Below are 16,028 nucleotides of genomic sequence, written 5' to 3'. Positions count from 1 at the left end.
GGTGCCGGCGGGCAACGAACTTCCGCGGCTGAGACCGGACGAGCTGCTCGACGAGCTCCGGGCGCGCCGAGGTGCCCCGCGTGGCTGCGGTGGCTGCCGGCAGAGCGGTCGTGACCACCCCTGCGGTCGGTCGGGTGGTACTGCCTCCCGCAAGGGGGTGGCTCGGTCAGGCGACCTGGAGGGCTGCACCCCACGCCCTGGCGCGATCCCGCTCGCCCGCGCGCAGCGGACCTTCGGTGTCCTCGATGATGAATCCCTCCGGTTCCGCGACGAGTTCGTAACCATGGCTGCGCAGCCGACGTGCGATGCCGCCGGCGGCGGCCCCGGCCAGGCGCATGTCCGCCCGGGTGTCGAAGGCCGCGGCGGCATGGGTGCCGGTGTGGGCCTTCGGGAGCGTGTCGTGGAACCAGTCGCGGACCCCAGGGCCCTCGGCGCCCTCCTCGGAGGTGAAGGGCCGCTCCGCCTTCTCGGCCTCCTGCTTCTCGGACTTCAGCCCCATCTTCCGGCTCATCCCGGTGGTCATGCCCCGTATATGGGTCGGCCCGCCGACGACCAGCAGGTCGGTGGGGCCGATGCGCTCCGGCAAGGCGTCGGCCACTGCCACGCACTCGACCTCGGCGTCCGGGTGTGCTTCCTTCACGCCCTCCCCGATGGCGTCAGCGATCTCGCGCGTATTGCCGAACAGACTCTCGTACACGATCACGGCACGCATCACGACTCATCTCCTCAGGTGCTTCCTGCTCTGCTCTCCGCCGCCGCTTCGACCGCCCGCAGCGTTCCGCGCAGCACGATGCCGACGCCCGGGGCAACCAGCGTCCAGTAGCGGCCGAACCGCGCGGTGGAAGCCGGGTCGGTGCACGCGGTGCGCGCTTCATAGGTCAGGAGGGACCGGCGTGCCCCGTAGGGATGGACCACGAAGGCGGCGGCCATCTTCGCCCAGCCGGGTTCCTCGAAGCCCACGTAGTCACCGGGTTCGACTCGGCGCCACTCGATGGTGGGCTTCCACACCTTGCCGACCGCCCCGAAGACGATCTCGCGCCCCGCGCGCTCCCCGAGGGCAACCCAGGGCTGGACCTCCGCGTCCCCCTGACCATCGGTCGCGGCGGTGTCGAACAGGTCGGACACCCGCATCGAAGGTGGCGTGGCCACGGGCCGACGGCGCACCCGGTCCGGCACCCCACGCGCCCACATGACCACGTCGAACAGCGGCGAGTGAATGGACAGCATGTCCAGATCACGGGCCGCGCGGTACACGACGTCCGGCGCGGCGGCGATCACGGCGCACTCCAGGCGGGAGTACCGGAACTCGGGCAGAGCCGCGTCGAGCAGGAGAGGCTCGGCTGTCGCGGTAGCGCTCGGCTGGGTATCCATGAGACCTCCCGGATCCGACACCACCAGTCTGGCCCACAGGAGAGACATCTCGCTGGGGCCGAACGGTCCTCGGTCGGCCGTCCGCGAGGGGACTCGAAGGCCGTCCGCCAGGGTCCACGTCCGCATCGTCGCGACTCGGGACGTGTCCATGAGCACCGGCTCGACCAAGCGTCGCGCCGGTGAGTCGATCTCGCTTCGGATCTCGTCGCGCAGCATTCGCGATGCGCCACGAGGCTGCCCGGCCCCCTGGGTGCAGGAGCCTCAGCCGGCCGTCGGCGAGCCCGGCGGGCCGGGCCCGGTCAGGGGGCGCCGGGGTGCAAGGTGGCCTCACCGGTCAGGCGCACGCCGACCCTCCGGCCCGGTTCCACCCGCAGCGGAGTGGGAGTGCGGATGTCGACCGGCTCGTCCAGGCCGACCACGGCGACCGTGACCAGAGCGTCGTGGCCGAAGAAGCGGACATCGGTCACGACGCCTTCGGCGTCGGCGCCGTCCGGCTCCGCGAGCCGGAGCTGCTCGGGCCGCAGGAGAACCAGTCCTTCGCGCCGGCCCGCCGGAGCAGCGGCCAGTGGGATGCGCCCGAGCGCGGTCGTGGCCACGTCCTTGTCGGCGGTGCCGGGCACGAGGACGGCATCACCCACGAACGAGGCCAGCCACGGGTCCACCGGCCGGTGGTAGAGCTCCTCCGGGGTGGCGCACTGGGCCACCCGCCCCTCACGCAGGACGGCGACGACGTCGGCGGTGGAGAGCGCCTCCTGCTGATCGTGCGTCACCAGCAGTCCGGTCGCACCGCTCTCCCGGAGCACGGCACGGACCTCAGCCCGTACGGCACCACGCAGTCCGCTGTCGAGTGCGCTGAACGGCTCGTCGAGCAGCACGAGATGGGGTCGAGGGGCGAGCGCACGGGCGAGTGCCACCCGCTGTTGCTGGCCGCCGGAAAGCTCGTGTGGCATGCGGTCACCGAAGCCCGGCAGACCCACCAGGTCGAGCATTTCCTCCACGCGCACCCGTCTGGCGGGGCGGTCGAGGCCACTCAGTCCGAAGGCCACGTTCCGGGACACGCTCAGGTGCGGGAAGAGCGCGCCCTCCTGGGGCACGATCCCGATGCGACGCCGCTCGGGAGACAGGTGGACGCCGGGGCCGCCGAGGAGCCGACCGGCGACGGTCACGGTGCCGGCGTCGGCCTCGAGGAATCCCGCGATCACCCGAAGCAGGGTGGTCTTTCCGCAGCCGGACGGGCCGAGCACTGCGGCAAGGGCGCCCCCGGGGACGCTGAGGTCCAGGCCGTCGAGGACCGGTGCCCCCGGCCCGTACGCCTTGACGACCTGACGGACCTCGAGCTCGTTCATGTGCGGTGCCTTCCGAGGAGGTACGAGGGGACGGCGGCCAGCAAGATCAGCGCGGCAGCGTAAGGGGCGGCCGCGGCGAAGGATCCGCTGCCGGTCTCGGTCCACAGCCGGGTCGCCAGGGTGTCCATGCCGGTGGGGCGCAGCAGCAGTGTGGCGGGCAGTTCCTTCATGCAGACCACGAAGGTGAGGGCAGCGCCGGCCGCGATGCCGGGAGACGCGAGCGGCACGGTGACCTCGCGCAGGACGCCGAACGGGCTGCGGCCGAGCGAGCGGGCCACGTCGTCGAGGACGGGCGGCGCCTGGAGGACGGCGGCCCGGGTGGCGCCCACCGCGACGGGAAGGAAGAGCACCGCGTAAGCGCAGATCAGCAGCGGCGTCTCCTGGTAGAGCGGGCGCGCGTAGCGGACGGCGAAGAACACGAGTGCGAGGGCGACGGTGATGCCGGGTACGGCGTGGCCGGCGTACGTGGCCTGTTCGAGGAGGGTGGCGAGCCGGCCGCGGTGGCGGGCGGCGATGACGCCGACCGGCAGCGCGAGCACCGCGGTGAGGGCGGCGCCGGCGGCGGCCACGCCAAGGGTGGTCAGCGCGGTGGTGGTCAGCAATGCCGGGTCCCACGTGGCGGAGGTTCCGACGGCGAGCCAGTACCCGAGCGTGGCGAGCGGGAAGCCGACTGCCAGAGCGACGACGGCGCCGCACCAGGCGAGCGCGAGGGCCTTCAGGCGTCCGAGAGCAGCGGGGACGGCCCGCCGGGCGGTTCCGGTGCCGGTGCGGGCGTACCCGGCGCGCCCCCGGGTGCGGCTCTCGGCCGCGACGAGCAGGACCGTCATGAGGACCAGGACGGCGCTGAGTGCTGCCGCCGGGGTGCGGTCGAAGCTGGCGCGGTAGGAGGTGTAGATGCCGCGGGTGAAGGTGTCGTACCGCATGAGGGAGACGGCACCGAAGTCGGAGAGCACGTACAGCGCCACGAGGAGTCCGCCGCCGGCGGCCGCGGGGCGCAGCTGGGGCAGTGTGACGCTCAGGAAGGTGTGAAGCGGGCCGTGACCGAGGGAGCGCGCCACCTCCTCGTGCCCGGGATCGGTACCGCGCAGCGCGGCGGCGACCGGCAGGTACACGTAGGGAAAGCTCGCCAAGGTCAGTGCGATCGCCGAGCCGGTGAAGCCGGCGAGGGACGGCACGGCGGACAGCCAGGCGAACGCGGTGACGTAACTGGGCACCGCCAGCGGCAGCGTGACGAGTACCGACCAGGCACGGGCTCCTGGCAGCGCGGCGCGGACCGTGAGCCAGGCGAGCGAGATGCCGATGAGCAGACAGGCGGCGACGACCACGGCGGTCAGGCCGAGGCTGCGCAGGAGCAGTTCGCCGGTGCGGGAGTCGGCGATGACCTCCCAGGCGAAGGCGGGGCCGCGTTCGAGGGCCCGCACGCCGAGGTAGCCGAGCGGCAGCACGGCGAGGGCGGCCGCGAGGACGGCGGGCACGATCAGGATCAGGGACGGCCGGCCGACACGTCCCCGCCCGGCAGGCGCCGGGGCGCCCGCCGGGCGGGGGTCGCGAAGGACCGGGGCGGAGGGCTCCGGTGCGGTCACGTCAGACCAGTCCGACGTCCTGCAGCATGGCCAGCGTCTCCTTGAGGGAGGCCAGCCTGCCGAGGTCGATCTTCGGCGGCTGCAGGGTCTCCAGCGGCGGTACGCCCTCGGCGGTCTTCACTCCGGCGGCAAGCGGGTACTCCTTGGTCTCCTGGGCGAAGTACTCCTGGGCTTCGGCGGAGAGGAGGTAGTCGACGGCCTTCTGCGCGAACGCGGCCTGCTTCTTGTCGGCGCCCTTGAGGACTCCGACGCCGGCGACGTTGACCAGGCCGCCCGGGTCGCCCTTGGGCAGGTAGTGGACCCTGGCCTTGAGCTTGTCCGCGCCCTTCTCAGCGGCCTGCTCGTACCAGTAGTAGTGGTTGATCAGGCCGAGCGAGACCTCGCCCTTGTCGACGGCCTCCAAAACCTTGAGGTTGTTCTCGTACGCCTTGGGCTCGTTGGCCTTGAGGCCCTTGAGCCAGGTGCGGGTGGCCTCGTCGCCCTCCAGGACGCGCATGCCGGTGACGAACGCCTGGAAGGAGGCGTTGGTCGGAACGAATCCGATCCTGCCCTTCCACTCCGGCTTCACCAGCTCGTGGACGCTGTTCGGAGGCGTCGGCACCTGGTCGGGGTTGTAGCCGAGGACACGTACGCGGCCGCTGACGCCGACCCAGTCGCCCGCGGAACCGCGGTAAGCGGCGTCCACCTCGTCGAGGGTGGCCTGGGGCAGCGGAGCGAGGCGCTGTTCGTTGGAGAGCGCACCGAGCGCACCCGCGTCCTGGGAGAGGAAGAGGCCGGCCTCGGTCTTGTCGCCCTCCTCCAGGAGCTGCGCGGAGAGTTCGGCGCTGTCGCCGTAGCGGACCTCGACGTTGGCGCCGAGGTGCTTCTCCAGCTTCTCGATGATCGGCTTCACGAGGTTCTCGTTGCGGCCGGAGTAGATGACGAGGTCGGCCGGCTCGTCGCTGCCGCAGGCGGCAAGGAGGGGGGCGAGCAGGACGGCCGCGGTGAACGCGGTCAGCGTGCGGGCCAAGGGGCGGCGCATACGGGAGGGGCCTTCCTGCTGTTCTCTACCGGGAAACCTGTGAATACGGCATTGATAAGGTAAAGCTAACCTAAGGGTCAAGTCAGGCTTTGATAACGACCCAGTCGCAGATCGGCATCCGGAGCAACCTCCCCCTCTTTTCGCTAAGGAAAGCCTTACCTACGATGCGCCCGTGACGCTCCTCCCCGCCCCGCCCGTCGGCGGCCACGCCCTCCCTCTCGCCCGCGACCTCGCACGCCACGGCGACCGCACCGCCCTGCTGACCGCCGACGGTGAACTCTCCTACCGTGAGCTGGCCGCGCGGGTCGACGAGACGGCCCGACGCCTCGGCCAGGAGCGGCGACTGCTCCTGCTGCCGGGCGCCAACACCATGGGGGCGCTCGTCATTCATCTGGCCGCCCTGTCGGCCGGCCACATCGTGCTGCTCGTGCCCGGCGACCACCACGAGTCGGTCGCCGCGCTCACCGCCGCATACGACCCGGACGTGGTGGTCCACCCGGACGACGGCGACGAGTGGCGCATCGAGGAGCGGCGCCCCACCTCGGCACACGCCCTCCACCCCGACCTCGCCCTGCTGCTGAGCACCTCCGGCTCCACGGGCTCGCCCAAGCTGGTCCGGCTCTCCCACGAAAACCTCCAGGCCAACGCCGAGTCGATAGCCACGTACCTCGGCATCCGCGATACCGACCGGGCCGCCACTACCCTGCCGATGCACTACTGCTACGGCCTGTCCGTCATCCACAGCCACCTGCTGCGCGGCGCCGGACTCGTCCTCACCGACCTCTCGGTCGCCGACGCCTGCTTCTGGGACCTCTTCCGGACGGCCGGCGGCACCGCGCTCGCGGGCGTCCCGTACACCTTCGATCTGCTCGACCGAGTCGGTTTCGCGGACATGGAGCTCCCCCGGCTGCGGTACATCACCCAGGCGGGCGGCCGTCTCGCGCCCGAACGGGTCGTGAAGTACGCCGCACTGGGACGGCGGCGCGGCTGGGACCTGTTCGTCATGTACGGCCAGACGGAGGCGACGGCGCGCATGGCGTACCTGCCTCCCGCGCTGGCCGCCGAGCACCCGACGGCCATCGGCGTCCCTGTTCCGGGCGGCACGTTCCGCCTGGAGCCGGTCGAGGACGCGTCCGACGGCGTGGGCGAACTCGTCTACACCGGCCCGAACGTCATGCTCGGCTACGCCCACACCCCCGAAGACCTCGCGCTGGGCCGTACGGTCGACGCCCTGCGCACCGGCGACCTCGCCCGCCGCACTGAGGACGGCCTGTACGAGATCGTCGGGCGACGCAGCCGCTTCCTGAAGATCCTCGGCCTGCGCGTTGACCCGCAGCGGATCGAGGCCCTGCTCGAACGCCACGGTCTGAACGCCCTGTGCACGGGCGACGACGAGCGGGTCGCCCTCGCCGTCGTCCCCACACCAGGTTGGGACGAGCGGCGCATCCGAAGACAGGTGGTGGACGAATGCGGCCTTCCCGCCCGCGCCGTCCACGTCCGTCTGTTGCCCGAACTGCCCAGGCTGGCCAGCGGCAAGCCCGACTACCAGGCGGTACGCGCGCTGAGCCGGTCGGCCGCACAGCCCGCGGCCGACGGCGAGCAAACGCCGGACGACCTCTGCGCGCTCTACGCACGGATCCTGGACCGCCCCGACGTGACGCCCGACAGCTCGTTCGTCTCCCTCGGCGGCGACTCCCTGTCGTACGTCGAGATGTCCCTCCACCTCGAAGCACGCCTCGGACGTCTGCCCGTGAACTGGCACACGACACCCATCCGCGAGCTGGAGCGGCCCGCCAGGATCGGGAGGGGCGGCCGGTCGCGGCGGAGGAGCCTGGAGACCAGCGTCGTCCTGCGTGCGGTGGCCATCGTGTGTGTCGTCGGCTCCCACATCCGTCTCTTCGAGATCCGCGGCGGAGCCCACCTACTGCTCGCCGTCGCCGGGTTCAACTTCGCCCGCTTCCTGCTCTCCTCGGACGAACGCGCCGAGCGGACGCGTCGCTCGCTCCGCAGCATCGCGCGGATTGCGGTCCCCACCATGGCCTGGACCGCCGTCGCCCTCCTCATCAGCGACGACTACGACCTGTCCAACCTGTTCCTCCTGCACAACGCGCTATGGCCGGAGGTCATGGGGGCCGGCATCCATCTGTGGTTCGTCGAGGCGCTCGTCTACATCCTGCTGGCCCTCACGGCACTGCTCGCCACCCCCGCGGTCCACCGCCTCGAGCGCCGGTTTCCTTACGGGCTGCCGGTCGCCCTGGCCGGTCTCGGACTGCTCACCCGCTACGAACTGGTGGGCCTGCCGGCCCGCGCCCAGATCACCGACGCCATCACCGTGTTCTGGCTCTTCGCCCTCGGCTGGGCGGCAGCCCGGTCGCGCACCGTGCCGCACAGGCTGCTGGTGACGGCCACCGCCCTGGCCAGCGTCCCCGGCTTCTTCCCCGGAGAGCCGCGCCGGGAGCTGTTCGTCATGGTGGGCTTCTGCCTCCTGGTGTGGTTTCCCACGCTGCCGAGTTCTCGTCGCGTGAACCAGGTGGCCGGCCTGCTCGCGGGCAGTTCGCTCGCCATCTACCTCACGCACTGGCAGGTCTTTCCGCTCTTCGACGACGTCTCGGAACCCCTGGCGCTCATCGTCTCCCTGCTCTTCGGCATCGGATACGCCGCAGCCGTCAACCGGCTCGTCCGGTGGGTGGCGGACCTCCGGACCGTCAGACGCCACACGGCGGGCACCGCCGCTCAGCCGTGTCACGCACCTCGACCGCGCCCCGGCCGTACCATGAGGCGGCGCAGGGTCAGCGACCTGACGCTTTCTCATCGAACCCATGGGGCAGGGGGAAGATCAGGACGATCGGTGGTGCAGCGCACGGGCTTGAGGAGTACAGGCGAGAGCTGACCGGTCACCGCTCCGGGACGCCGAGGCAGTACGCGAAGGCCGAGAACGCAGCACAGGAGACCCTCGCCCGGGCGCGGCGAAGCATCGACCTCTTCGAGGGCCGATCCGCGCCGTTGCGGTGAACCGGATCCTCACCAACAGCACCGAGGGCGGCACGGTGCCGCGCACGGTCGCGGCCCGTTGAGACGACAACTCCCCTTTGAAACTCGTCGACACCCGCCCTGCCGCCAAGAGTCACCGGACCAGCAGGTTCTCCGTCTACTGGTGGTACACGCCTCGTGTGGCCGCTGACCAGCGGAAACGACGACGATTCGGCCAGGCTGCAGGCGGCTGGTCCGCGTATGGCCCGGATCTTGGTCGGCCTTGTCCCTAGCCCCGAAGGGCGACCGCCATGCGGGAGCAGTTCGCACCGAAGTGACAGCCGCGGCCGACGGCGAGTTCACCGACTGCCCTTCGCCTGCCATGGCGGTTGTGGTCGGGGTGCTGGTGGTCGGGGGACGCGTCGGGAACCGGGTGTGGCCAGCGGTGGGATGGATGGCTGCGACCTTGTTCGCGCTGGCCGGATTCCGCAACACGGCCGAGGGGTCGTCGCCCATCGGCTGCCTGCTCGACTGCACGGCGCTTCTCGGGGTCGTGGCGTTCGGCGTGGTCATGGTCCACGTGGTGCCGCGCGGGACGCCGGTCGAACCGGCACCGTCCTCGGACGAAGCATGAGAGGCGGTTGCTGGGGAGGATCAGGCGATGGCTCCGCGCAGCAGGATCGCGGTGATGAAGTCAGGAGCCTGGCGGGGCCCCATGTGGCCTTCAAGGGTCAGCTCCCACGCGGTCTCGGACAGGCCGCAGAAGGTCGAGGCGAGCCAGGTGGCCGGCATGTCCTTGCGCAGCAGGCCCGACGCCTGGCCGCGTTCGACGAGCGCGACGGTCCTGTCGAAGACGACGTCGGCCCGGGCGCTGGCCTCGGGCACGCCCAGGACGTCCGGCTCGACGTAGACCAGGTTCCACAGTTGGGCGAAGGGGACGTAGTCGTGCACCAGCGCGGTCATTACCTGTCCCATGGGCGCGGTGTCGGCCTCGGCCCGGGAGAGGGTCCGCTCGCAGTCGTCCAGGATCTTCTCGGCCATCGCCTGGACCAGGTGCTGGCGGGTGGGGAAGTGGCGAACCAGGGTCGCCCGGCTGATGCCCGCACGCTTGGCAATGGTCTGCATCGACACCGCTCGGTCCTTGGCGAGTACCGGGATCGCCGAGTCCAGCACCTCTGTCGCGTCTGTACGCATCGCCGAGAAGACTCCCATGCCTCTATTGACACACTGGTGTTTCAATTTATTCTTTGAAGTGTCAGTCTCATTGTACTGAAGAGGGGGTGTCACCCGTTGCCCGGAAACCTCGTACGCTCCGCGGCCACCGCCGCGACCTGCCCCCTCCTCCCCGTTTCCACCGCTGTCGCGCGCACCGTGTCCCCACCGCGGAATGTCCTGGCGTCCAGCAGGAGCGCCGCCCGGCCGACCCCGGTCGCAACCCCGCGCCCGGGGCGGCCGGGGCCGGGGCCGCCACATCCGTTCCAGTGAGCCCGAACGCCTGGCCGGCCCATGCCGCGCTGTGGCGAGAGATACGCACATCCCCGGCGAGGGCTGTTCCCGAACGGACCAGATCCGGGCCGCTCCGAGCCCGCCCGGCTTCTTCGGGCGCGGCCAGGCTCCGCACGGGGCGGAACGTTGACCGAGATTCTTCAGAGACCCTGTCAGATCGCAGATCGGTATGAACATGACGATGCACCGTCGACGCTTCCTGCAGAGTGCGGGCCTCGGCCTGCCCAGCCTGGCCCTGCTGACCGCCTGCAGGGCGGACGACATCGACGCCGCCACCGCGTCGGAGCCCTCCGGCCGCACCGGCGTGATCGTCATCGGCGCCGGGATCAGTGGCCTCGCCGCCGCCCGTCATCTGGCCGACCAGGGCGAAAGCGTCCTGGTCCTCGAAGCCCGCGACCGGATCGGCGGCCGCATCTGGACCAGCGACGCATGGGACGGCGCACCGGTCGACCTTGGCGCATCCTGGATCCACGGCACCGACAAGAACCCGATCACCGCGCTGGCCGAGAAGGCCAAGGCGCGGATGGTGGAGACCGACCTGGAGAGCACCACCGAGTACCTCACCGACGGCAGCGAGGCCGAAGGCGCCCAGGCCCAGGCCCTCGAACGCTGGCGGGACGAGACCGCCGACGCCCTGACCGCCTACCAGAACAGCCAGGACAGGGACGCCGCTATGCGCGGCGTCGTCGAGCGCACGCTGGGCTGGTCCGGGCTGACGGCTGCCGACAAGGCGATGGTCAACAACGCGTTCAACGACTACGAGCACGAGTACTCGGGCAGCGTGCGCCAGATGTCGGCCCTGTACTTCGACAGCGACACCAAGATCAACGGCCCCGATGTGCTGTTCCCCGACGGCTACGGGCAGATCACCGACCTCCTCGCGGCCGGGCTCAGCATCCGTACCGGGCACGTTGTCAAGCACGTCGACTGGGACTCCGACGGCGTCACCGTGGCCACCGACAAGGGCACCTTCCGGGCCGGCCAGGTCGTGGTGACGCTGCCCCTGGGTGTGCTGCAGAGCGGCGCGGTCACCTTCGGCCCCGGCCTGCCCGCGGCCAAGCGCGCCGCCATCAGCAAGCTCGGGATGGGGCTGCTCAACAAGTGCTACCTGCGCTTCCCCCGGAAGTTCTGGCCGGACACCGACTGGCTGAACTACGTGCCGGCGTGGGACAAGTACGGGCAGTGGGCGCAGTGGATCAACGTCACCCGCGTCAACGGCCAGCCGGTGTTGCTCGGATTCAACGCCGCCGACTTCGGGCGGACGATCGAGAGTTGGGGCGACGCGGAGATCGTCGACAGTGCCATGGAGACGCTGAGGACCATCTTCGGCCGTGACATCCCCGCGCCGACCGGCTTCCAGATCAGTCGCTGGGCGTCCGACCCGTATGCGCGCGGCGCGTACTCGTTCAACAAGCTCGGCTCCACACCGGTCATGCGCGACCAGCTCGCGGCAGGCGTGGGCGACCGCGTGTTCTTCGCCGGAGAGGCGACCCACCGCAAGTCCTTCGCGACCGTCCACGGCGCCTACCTGTCAGGAATCCGCGCCGCCGAGGAGATCACGGGCTGAGAGAGCCGTACACAACAGAAGCCATCGGATCCTGTCCCCGCCGCATACACGGCGGGGACAGAGTCGCGCCCCAGGGGAAACCGGCCGCCACGCTGGGGCGAACCCGTCCGGGAGATCACCGCCGGATACGATCCGGGGCGATTCCGGACGCTGGCCTGAACCGCCCTCGCCATCCCGTTCCGCCCGCTCGACCCGCACGGAGCCAGCATGACCGCAGAGCCCTTCACCACCCCATCGCCCTCGGCCTTCCAGGCGCTGTCCCCGGAGGACCCCCGCGAGATCGGCGGCTACCGCATCAGCGCGCGACTCGGCGCGGGCGGCATGGGTCACGTCTACCTGGCCCACACCCCGGGCGGGCGCCCGGTCGCGCTCAAGGTGATCAGGCCCGAGCTGGCCCAGGACCCCGAGTTCCGGTACCGCTTCGCCCAGGAGGCCGCCAGCGCGCGGCGTATCCACGGCCTCTACACCGCCCAGGTGGTCGACGCCGGCACCGACGCCGCCACCCCGTGGCTCGCCACCGCGTTCGTCCCCGGTCCCTCCCTCCAGCAGGTCGTCCACCGCCACGGCCCGCTGCCCGAGCGGACCGTCCTGCTGCTGCTCGTCGGTATCGCCGAGGCCCTCCAGGCGATCCACGCCGCGGGCGTCGTCCACCGCGATCTCAAGCCCGCCAACGTCCTCGTCGCCGCCGACGGTCCCCGCGTGATCGATTTCGGTATCGCCCGCGCCACCGACGCCAGCCCCCTCACGGGCACCGGGCTGCGCATCGGCTCCCCTGGCTTCATGGCCCCCGAACAGGCCCTCGGCCTTCCCGCCACCCCGGCCACCGACGTCTTCGCCCTGGGCGCGCTCATCGCGTACATAGGCTCCGGCGCGTCCCCCTTCGGAGGCGGGCCCGAGCATGCGGCCCTCTACCGGGCGGTCCACGAGGAACCCGACCTCTCCCGACTCCCGTACGGCCTGCACGAACTGGTGTGGCTCTGCCTGGCCAAGAACCCCGAGGACCGGCCCGGCACCGGCTGGTTGATCGAAGCCGCCCGCAGTCACCCCGCCACCGGCGGCGAACTCCGCTTCTCCGACGGCTGGTTGCCCCGGCAAGTCAGCAGCGAACTCCACCGCCACACGGATCTTCCGGCCACGCCGCCTCCGCCCGCCACCGTCCTCGACCCCGCCCGCGCGGCGGCCGATGCCCCGACCGCACGCGCCCTCGCCACTCCGGCGCCCCCTGCGCCGCAGCCGCCGGCCCCCGCCAGACGTAGAGCCACACCCCCCGCGCGGCGAGGCGCCCGCACCGCGCTCCTGACAACCACCGCCCTCCTCGTCGGCGCGACGGCAGCCTTCCTCCTGATCGACTCCGGATACCTGGACGCCTCCGACGAGCCGGGCGCCGCACCGGCCGCCAGCCTCCCCCCGTCCACCCCGCGGCCTGCCACCACCCACGGCTACACCGTCCCCTACACGAACGTCGAACTCACCTCCCCCGACTCCGACTACGAGATCGACCTGAGGACCGGGAAGGTGAGCCAGGAAACCCCCGCCTGGTACCTGGGCCGCGAAGCCGGCGAGTTCTACGTCCCGGACGACAGCACCACCTACATCGCACCGGACGACGGCCCTCTCGCCCTCCCCGACTGCCTCACCGGCCTCGACACCCAACCCGCCTCGGCCCTGCCCTTCACCACCCTGCGCGCCAACCGCAGCTTCTGCGTCCGCGCCTATGGCGGGCAGGACATCGCCATCATCCGCACCCTCAACTCCCCATCGGACGACAACCCGGTCAAGGTCTCGATCACCTACTACCGCCGTGCCGGCTGAGCCCGAAAACGGTCCCGCCCCATCGGCGCAGGAGCCTGGGAGCGGCACCCGCGACACCTTCGCTGAGATCCTCCATCGCTGCACCCGCAGGCGCCGCGAGGTCGGCTCCGTCGTGCCCGCGCAGGGGGTCGGCACCGAGCAGGCGAGCCGGGGCACGCGCGTGGAGCAAACCACGGGCGTCGACCCGTACGTGAAGGACCTGGGCCACGGCAACAAGTCATCACCCGCGTGATCTGGGCACGCTGACCCGCGACAACGGAAATGGCGCCGGCTGGTCGAGACGGCCCTGAGCCCGTCGGCGTAGGCAAGCCGCTTGAGGTGTTCCGCTGCGCGCGGGCCTCCGTTGCTGCTGCGCTCCGGTGATCCGAGGGTGCCGCCGCCGTTTCCCGTATGGCAAGGGCCGAACGGGGGCCGTCGGGGCCCGGGCGGCCCTGGCAGGAGCCTTCGGCGCGTGCTTTCCTGAGAGTGAGGAGAGGTCCTCCTGGAAAGACGCGGAGAAACGGACTTCGAGCCGCGCACCGCGCAATCAGGATCCGCGAGAAGCGGATGGGCCCCTCCTCCCGACGTTCCCGTGTCGCGAGGTCCGGGCGGGCCACGGCCGGGACCGACCGGCCCTACCCGGCCTCCTCCTTCCCGTGCGAGCGTGGCAGCGAGGCATCCGGCATCCCGAAAGGCGGTGGGGGCCATGGAGACGCCCCTTGTGGTCGGAGTCGACGGTTCCGACGCCAGCCTCACGGCGACGGACTGGGCCGCCGACGAGGCCGTACGCCTGGGACTCCCGCTGCGTATCGTGCACGCCTCGCGGTGGGAGCGGTACGAGGGCTCCGTACCGGCCTGGAGCCTGAACCGCCCTTCCGGGCAGGTGCTCGCCGAGAACATCGCCGCCACCACGGCTGAACGTGCCCTGCGTCGCGCCCCGGGCCTGAAGATCACGACGGATGTCCTCGCCGAGGACGCGGCGAGCGCCCTGCTCAGGGAAGGACGCTCGGCCGAGGCGATCGTCGTCGGATCCCGGGGCCGCAGCGAACTCGCCGACCTCCTGCTCGGCTCCGTCGGGCTCATCGTGGCAGCCCGTTCCGACGGTCCCGTCATCGTCGTGCGCGGCCACCGGCACGCCTTGGAGGCGCGCCACGGCAGCATCCTGCTCGGCATCGGCGAGTACGACGTGGACTCGCCCGCCGTCCGTTTCGCCTTCCGCGAGGCGGCTCTCCGGCAGGCCGACCTGGATGTCGTCCGCGCTTGGAGGCGCCCGGCACACGAACCGGTCGCCCATCCCCTGCTCACAGGCGACGCCTCGCACCACGAGGAACAGCAGGCGACCGTGCTCCTCGACAAGGCCGTGGAGGCTGCCGTCCGGTCCTATCCGGAAGTGCGGATGCGGCGCACCACGGTCGAGGGCCCCGCGCACAGGGCGCTCGTCGAGCGGTCGGCGGCGGCCGACCTGCTGGTCGTCGGAGCACGGCGTCGCGAGGGCCACGTCGGCATGGAGCTGGGCCGGGTCGCCCACCGGGCCCTGCACCACGCCGCCTGCCCGGTCGCCGTCGTCCCGCAGGGCCACGGCGCTCCTACCGGGGGTGAACGGTGATGACCGGCGCCACTCCGCACGCTCGCGGCGACATCGGCCGCCGGGTCGCCGCCCGGCGTGAGGCTCTCGGCCTGACCAGGGAGGAGGTGGCCGAACGCGCCGGTTCGGCACCGAGCTACATCCAGTACCTGGAGGAGCAGGTGGCTACCCCGGGCATCGCCTTCATGGCCCGTCTTGCCAACGCCCTGGAGTGCACCGTCCAGGACCTCACCGGGTACACGGCCGACCTGCCCGAAGGCACCGGCCGAGCAGGACGCGATGCCCGGCTCACCGAGCTGGACGAGGGGGAGTGCCTGCGCCTGCTCGGCACCCACGGCGTCGGGCGGATCGCCTTCACTACCGGAGACGGTCCCGCGGCCTTCCCCGTCAACTACCAGATCGACCACGGGGAGATCGTCTTCATGACGGCGCGGGACGCGGCTGTGGTCCGTACGGCCGGGACGGAGATCGCCTTCGAGGCCGACCACGTGGACGAGGCCTTCAGCCAGGGCTGGAGCGTCCTCGTCGTTGGCCCGGTCCGCCACGTCACCGAACCGTTCGCCACCCGACGACTGCAGAGCGCGATGTACACGGGACCGTGGGCGGGGGAGGGGCGGCACGTGGTCATGGTCTTGGCACCGCGCCGTGTCACCGGCCGGCGCATTGTCGTGGAAGGCGCGCCCGGAGCCGGGGGTCGTTCGGACGGCCCGGCGTAGACGGCCCGGCGTGGCCGGGTGCCAGTGCTTGGCCGTGAGGTCCGGGCGTGTGCCCGAGCGGTACCACCGCGGCGGATCACCGCGCGCCACGTCGCCGAGATGGGGCCCGAGCGGTATCACCCGCTGGCGGCGACCGGCGACCGCCGGACAACGCGTTCCGAGACGCCTCGAGCTGTTGACACGCGGCGGACCCGAAGATGGCCTTCGCCTCCTCCTCGGCCTCCATGCCCCGGCTGATGGGCGCTCACCTCAAGACCATGGCGGCCGGTCGGGCGTCGGATGCATAGGCTGATGGGGTGGAGGTGTCTTCCAGTCGGGTGGGACAGTGTTCACGATCTACGCCACGCCGAGCGGTGGCCAGGCCGCCCATACTCTGGCCGGCTGGGCCGTCACGGACCTGGACGCGGAGATGGAGGTTCTGCGCGCTCGCGGAGTCACGTTCGAGGAGTACGACCTGCCGGGTCTGGTGACGGTCGACGGAGTGGCTGAGGCGGGAGGGGTTCGTTCGGCCTGGTTCAAGGACAGCGAGGGGAACATCCTCGCTCTGGTCGAATCGGCTTCCGGGTGACGAC

13 protein-coding genes are annotated in these 16,028 nt (G+C 71.3%); 7 read left to right on the top strand and 6 right to left on the bottom strand.

Annotated elements, in window-relative coordinates; all coding sequences use genetic code 11:
- Nucleotides 1-166: 166 nt before the first annotated feature.
- The 5 genes from ACFY8W_RS05105 to ACFY8W_RS05085 all read right to left on the bottom strand — a co-directional run bounded on the left by ACFY8W_RS05105 (nt 167) and on the right by ACFY8W_RS05085 (nt 5,321).
- Complete coding sequence (locus ACFY8W_RS05105; protein ID WP_391100370.1) at nt 167-712, bottom strand: hypothetical protein; 546 nt, start codon at nt 710-712, stop codon at nt 167-169.
- A gap of 14 nt (nt 713-726) precedes the next feature.
- Entirely contained in the window at nt 727-1,371 is a 645-nt protein-coding gene (locus ACFY8W_RS05100) for a hypothetical protein (RefSeq protein WP_391100367.1), read from the bottom strand.
- A 299-nt stretch (nt 1,372-1,670) separates the two neighbouring features.
- Nucleotides 1,671-2,717 (bottom strand): ATP-binding cassette domain-containing protein, encoded by a 1,047-nt coding sequence (locus ACFY8W_RS05095; protein WP_391100365.1) that lies wholly within the window; start codon nt 2,715-2,717, stop codon nt 1,671-1,673.
- The gene (locus ACFY8W_RS05090; RefSeq protein WP_391100362.1) at nt 2,714-4,300 is read right to left on the bottom strand and encodes an ABC transporter permease subunit; all 1,587 of its coding nucleotides are present in this window, start codon (nt 4,298-4,300) and stop codon (nt 2,714-2,716) included. The genes ACFY8W_RS05095 and ACFY8W_RS05090 overlap by 4 nt, the downstream gene beginning before the upstream one ends.
- A gap of 1 nt (nt 4,301) precedes the next feature.
- Complete coding sequence (locus tag ACFY8W_RS05085; protein WP_391100360.1) at nt 4,302-5,321, bottom strand: extracellular solute-binding protein; 1,020 nt, start codon at nt 5,319-5,321, stop codon at nt 4,302-4,304.
- Nucleotides 5,322-5,493: 172 nt separating this feature from the next.
- On the opposite strand from ACFY8W_RS05085, the gene ACFY8W_RS05080 reads away from it, so the two are divergent.
- Both ACFY8W_RS05080 and ACFY8W_RS05075 read left to right on the top strand, forming a co-directional pair.
- Nucleotides 5,494-8,211: an AMP-binding protein gene (locus ACFY8W_RS05080; RefSeq protein WP_391100357.1), complete on the top strand. Its 2,718-nt coding sequence runs from the start codon at nt 5,494-5,496 to the stop codon at nt 8,209-8,211.
- A gap of 462 nt (nt 8,212-8,673) precedes the next feature.
- Nucleotides 8,674-8,925, top strand: a complete 252-nt coding sequence (locus tag ACFY8W_RS05075; RefSeq protein ID WP_391101727.1) for a DUF4436 family protein — start codon at nt 8,674-8,676, stop codon at nt 8,923-8,925.
- A gap of 20 nt (nt 8,926-8,945) precedes the next feature.
- On the opposite strand, the gene ACFY8W_RS05070 is transcribed toward ACFY8W_RS05075, so the two are convergent.
- Nucleotides 8,946-9,485, bottom strand: a complete 540-nt coding sequence (locus tag ACFY8W_RS05070; RefSeq protein ID WP_391100354.1) for a TetR family transcriptional regulator — start codon at nt 9,483-9,485, stop codon at nt 8,946-8,948.
- Between the two features lie 493 nt (nt 9,486-9,978).
- Here ACFY8W_RS05070 and ACFY8W_RS05065 point away from each other — a divergent pair, with 493 nt between their 5' ends.
- From ACFY8W_RS05065 to ACFY8W_RS05045, 5 genes are all read left to right on the top strand, one after another.
- Entirely contained in the window at nt 9,979-11,364 is a 1,386-nt protein-coding gene (locus ACFY8W_RS05065; RefSeq protein ID WP_391100351.1) for an FAD-dependent oxidoreductase, read from the top strand.
- A 207-nt stretch (nt 11,365-11,571) separates the two neighbouring features.
- The gene (locus ACFY8W_RS05060) at nt 11,572-13,176 is read left to right on the top strand and encodes a protein kinase (protein WP_391100349.1); all 1,605 of its coding nucleotides are present in this window, start codon (nt 11,572-11,574) and stop codon (nt 13,174-13,176) included.
- Nucleotides 13,177-13,861: 685 nt separating this feature from the next.
- On the top strand, nt 13,862-14,761 hold the full coding sequence (locus ACFY8W_RS05055) for a universal stress protein (protein WP_391100347.1): 900 nt from the start codon (nt 13,862-13,864) through the stop codon (nt 14,759-14,761).
- Nucleotides 14,761-15,456, top strand: a complete 696-nt coding sequence (locus ACFY8W_RS05050) for a pyridoxamine 5'-phosphate oxidase family protein (protein ID WP_391100344.1) — start codon at nt 14,761-14,763, stop codon at nt 15,454-15,456. The genes ACFY8W_RS05055 and ACFY8W_RS05050 overlap by 1 nt, the downstream gene beginning before the upstream one ends.
- Before the next feature lie 325 nt (nt 15,457-15,781).
- Nucleotides 15,782-16,024: a hypothetical protein gene (locus ACFY8W_RS05045; RefSeq protein ID WP_391100342.1), complete on the top strand. Its 243-nt coding sequence runs from the start codon at nt 15,782-15,784 to the stop codon at nt 16,022-16,024.
- The last annotated feature ends 4 nt before the right edge of the window (nt 16,025-16,028 follow it).

Source organism: Streptomyces sp. NPDC012637 (genome assembly GCF_042954805.1).
GTDB lineage: Bacteria > Actinomycetota > Actinomycetes > Streptomycetales > Streptomycetaceae > Streptomyces.
Note: the sequence above shows the minus strand (reverse complement) of the source record. Positions and strands in the feature narration are given on the sequence as shown.

Bases quoted from the DNA above. Each gene is read 5' to 3' on its own strand.
- ACFY8W_RS05065 (WP_391100351.1), top strand. From the start codon at position 9,979: ATGCACCGTCGACGCTTCCTGCAGAGTGCGGGCCTCGGCCTGCCCAGC.
- ACFY8W_RS05070 (WP_391100354.1), bottom strand. From the start codon at position 9,485: ATGCGTACAGACGCGACAGAGGTGCTGGACTCGGCGATCCCGGTACTC.
- ACFY8W_RS05095 (WP_391100365.1), bottom strand. From the start codon at position 2,717: ATGAACGAGCTCGAGGTCCGTCAGGTCGTCAAGGCGTACGGGCCGGGG.
- ACFY8W_RS05075 (WP_391101727.1), top strand. From the start codon at position 8,674: ATGGCGGTTGTGGTCGGGGTGCTGGTGGTCGGGGGACGCGTCGGGAAC.
- ACFY8W_RS05100 (WP_391100367.1), bottom strand. From the start codon at position 1,371: ATGGATACCCAGCCGAGCGCTACCGCGACAGCCGAGCCTCTCCTGCTC.
- ACFY8W_RS05050 (WP_391100344.1), top strand. From the start codon at position 14,761: ATGACCGGCGCCACTCCGCACGCTCGCGGCGACATCGGCCGCCGGGTC.
- ACFY8W_RS05085 (WP_391100360.1), bottom strand. From the start codon at position 5,321: ATGCGCCGCCCCTTGGCCCGCACGCTGACCGCGTTCACCGCGGCCGTC.
- ACFY8W_RS05105 (WP_391100370.1), bottom strand. From the start codon at position 712: ATGCGTGCCGTGATCGTGTACGAGAGTCTGTTCGGCAATACGCGCGAG.
- ACFY8W_RS05060 (WP_391100349.1), top strand. From the start codon at position 11,572: ATGACCGCAGAGCCCTTCACCACCCCATCGCCCTCGGCCTTCCAGGCG.
- ACFY8W_RS05055 (WP_391100347.1), top strand. From the start codon at position 13,862: ATGGAGACGCCCCTTGTGGTCGGAGTCGACGGTTCCGACGCCAGCCTC.